The sequence below is a fragment of the Fervidicella metallireducens AeB genome (genome assembly GCF_000601455.1).
Classification (GTDB): Bacteria; Bacillota; Clostridia; order Clostridiales; family Caloramatoraceae; genus Fervidicella; species Fervidicella metallireducens.
This window is the reverse complement of sequence record NZ_AZQP01000126.1, coordinates 1-1,367: the sequence shown is the minus strand read 5'-3', so window position 1 is coordinate 1,367 and position 1,367 is coordinate 1. Positions and strand designations below refer to the sequence as shown.

The following is a 1,367-nucleotide window of genomic DNA, read 5'->3' as shown; positions in this document are numbered from 1 at the left end:
GCCGGATTGATATGCGGGCGTGGCGGAATTGGCAGACGCACTAGACTTAGGATCTAGCGCCCAGTGCGTGGGGGTTCAAGTCCCTCCGCCCGCACCATAAGCATCTCGTTGAGATGCTTTTTTTATTTTGTATAAGTAATATATAAGATAAATCAAAACTAATGTAGTTTTATACGGGCAGGGGTGGTAGTTATCTACTTTTATATTCTAAAACCAGAATGATTACTATTATTCTATTAAAAACTAGGAAGTAGAGAATCTTCGTTAAAGAGATATGGTCTTAAATCGAATTATGTAGTAAAATTTTATATAGAAATACTTAAATATGATTTGGAGGCCCAATATGGAAAAGAAAGAATATATAAAAAAAGTAGCATTTTTTAGTGATATAGATGAAGAAAGCATAAATAAAGTACAAGAGATAATGATAGAAAGAAAGTATAAAAAAATATGCCAATATTTATGGAAGGAGAAGCTGGAGAAGCAATTTACTTTGTAAAACAAGGGAAGGTTAAAATATTTAAAAATACTCAAGATGGAAAAGAGCACATAATACATATAATGACTGAGGGTGAAGTTTTTGCTGAGGCATGTCTTTTTTCAAATTCCAGATATCCAGCTAATGCAGAAGCTATAGAGGATTCTGAGGTATTAATGATTAAAAATAAAGATATAGAGGAATTAATTCTTAAGCAGCCTACTATAGGAATAGAAATTATAAAAGTAATGGCAAAGAGATTAATGATGGTCTCAAAACAAATTGAGTATCTTGCATTACAGGATGCCTATGGAAAAACTGCATCCTTACTAATAAAATTGATAAAAGATGAGGGGCTACCGTTAAAGGATGGAATAAAATTAAAAACCTCATTTTCTAGGCAAGAAATGGGTAATATGGTTGGTCTTTCGAGAGAAACATTTACAAGAGCATTGTCAAAGCTTAGACAAGATAAAGCTATTGAAATAGATAAAGACGAAATAATAATAATAAGTGTAAATAAACTAAAAAGCTGGGTTCAATAGGAAGAATGTTTATGTTGACATATTGACTTTATCATGTTATTATTAGTCATGTTCCGATGTAACTTGAGCCACTAGCTCAGTCGGTAGAGCACATGACTTTTAATCATGGTGTCCGGGGTTCGATTCCCCGGTGGCTCACCAAAAATGCTTTGAATTTATTCAAAGCATTTTTTATTACTTAAAACTCATTGAAAGTTATATTGTTAATAGCTTTAATATATGATTTCAACAACATCTCCTGGTATATCATTATAAGAAAACAAGACATAGTTAATGATAATAAGAGATATAATTATATAATTTGAATTAATTATAGATTATCAATTACTATTAAATATTTCACC

General features: G+C 31.2%; 2 protein-coding genes and 2 tRNA genes. All 4 read left to right on the top strand.

The genetic code is table 11. The annotated features are described in order from the left end of the window. Positions 1-13: 13 nt before the first annotated feature. Positions 14-97 (top strand) — tRNA-Leu (locus Q428_RS14030). A gap of 246 nt (positions 98-343) precedes the next feature. Further along, a complete protein-coding gene (locus Q428_RS15780) occupies positions 344-499 on the top strand; it encodes a hypothetical protein (protein ID WP_201769310.1) in 156 nt (51 codons plus the stop codon). Then, the gene (locus Q428_RS14025; RefSeq protein ID WP_201769309.1) at positions 451-1,023 is read left to right on the top strand and encodes a Crp/Fnr family transcriptional regulator; all 573 of its coding nucleotides are present in this window, start codon (positions 451-453) and stop codon (positions 1,021-1,023) included. The genes Q428_RS15780 and Q428_RS14025 overlap by 49 nt, the downstream gene beginning before the upstream one ends. A 65-nt stretch (positions 1,024-1,088) precedes the next feature. Then, a tRNA-Lys gene (locus Q428_RS14020) sits at positions 1,089-1,164 on the top strand. Positions 1,165-1,367: the final 203 nt, after the last annotated feature.

Bases quoted from the DNA above. Each gene is read 5' to 3' on its own strand.
- Q428_RS15780 (WP_201769310.1), top strand. From the start codon at position 344: ATGGAAAAGAAAGAATATATAAAAAAAGTAGCATTTTTTAGTGATATA.
- Q428_RS14025 (WP_201769309.1), top strand. From the start codon at position 451: ATGCCAATATTTATGGAAGGAGAAGCTGGAGAAGCAATTTACTTTGTA.